Source organism: Gluconobacter sp. P1D12_c, assembly GCF_018812105.1.
GTDB lineage: Bacteria > Pseudomonadota > Alphaproteobacteria > Acetobacterales > Acetobacteraceae > Gluconobacter > Gluconobacter oxydans_A.
Genome location: NZ_JACSIQ010000059.1, coordinates 1 through 933 on the forward strand (window position 1 = coordinate 1; position 933 = coordinate 933).

Below are 933 nucleotides of genomic sequence, written 5' to 3' on the forward strand. Positions count from 1 at the left end.
GCATCATTGATGACACGCTTCTTCATCATCTTCAGAGATCCATCAGACTGATCTCGAACGATGCGAAGCCTCTCATCATTAAGAGACCCCTTGAACTCCTTAAACGATCCGTACCTCTGTATCAGTCGCGTATTGAGTGTCTCATTATAGAACCACTCAAGATGGCCATCCTCCATCGTCTCAATATCGTTAGGCTTAGTCACATATTTTGTGACCTCATCAACAGACTCAAGAGTTCCCGCATCCTTAACAATGCACGACATCCTCTCACGAACATCAGCAAGAAAATCCTGCCAGCCGTTCCCCTTCAAATACGGCAGATCAAAGAGGATATTCATATGCATGTTAAGGGTTTCATGATCCTCATTATGAGTGAACTCAGTCCCCCTGAAATACAGATTTGAACCATATTTTTGATTGAGCCAACGGAAGCAATCAGAGAGCTTGCGTGTCCATTTCCTATGCTCCGCCTTGAGGTCATCATATATGCGGACGTTCTCACCGCAGGTGATAACCATGTACCGCAGATACTTCCCCTTATTCGGGAGAATGTTATCAATCCAATAGGTCAGCTCATTCCTCAACTGGCGACGCTCAGCAACAGCAACAGCAGGAATGAACATGATTTGCCTAAACTGTTCATCCATCTGCTTAGCTAATCCAGACAGCAAACCCACCTTGAAAAAGKTGCCATCCTGCTTCTTACGCCTAGACKGAATCCCCAKACCTTCAAGCCTGTCAGCAATGCGATCAGATTGAAGCCTTATGGCCTCATCCCTGCCAATGCGTTCAAGATGTTTAAACACATCAACCTTGTTCCCACTGTTGCGACGAAGAAGCTCATAAAAACCTATCCGAGAAGATGACTCACACCCATTCTCAGACGGTCCTGCATCAAAAATCTCTCCGCGTGATTCCTTCGCTTCCTTAACC

Annotated in this window: 1 protein-coding gene; it reads right to left on the minus strand. The window is 45.8% G+C overall.

The annotated features are described in order from the left end of the window. A partial coding sequence (locus KP705_RS15460; RefSeq protein ID WP_215764790.1) for a protein rep occupies window positions 1-933 on the minus strand: 933 nt, incomplete at both ends.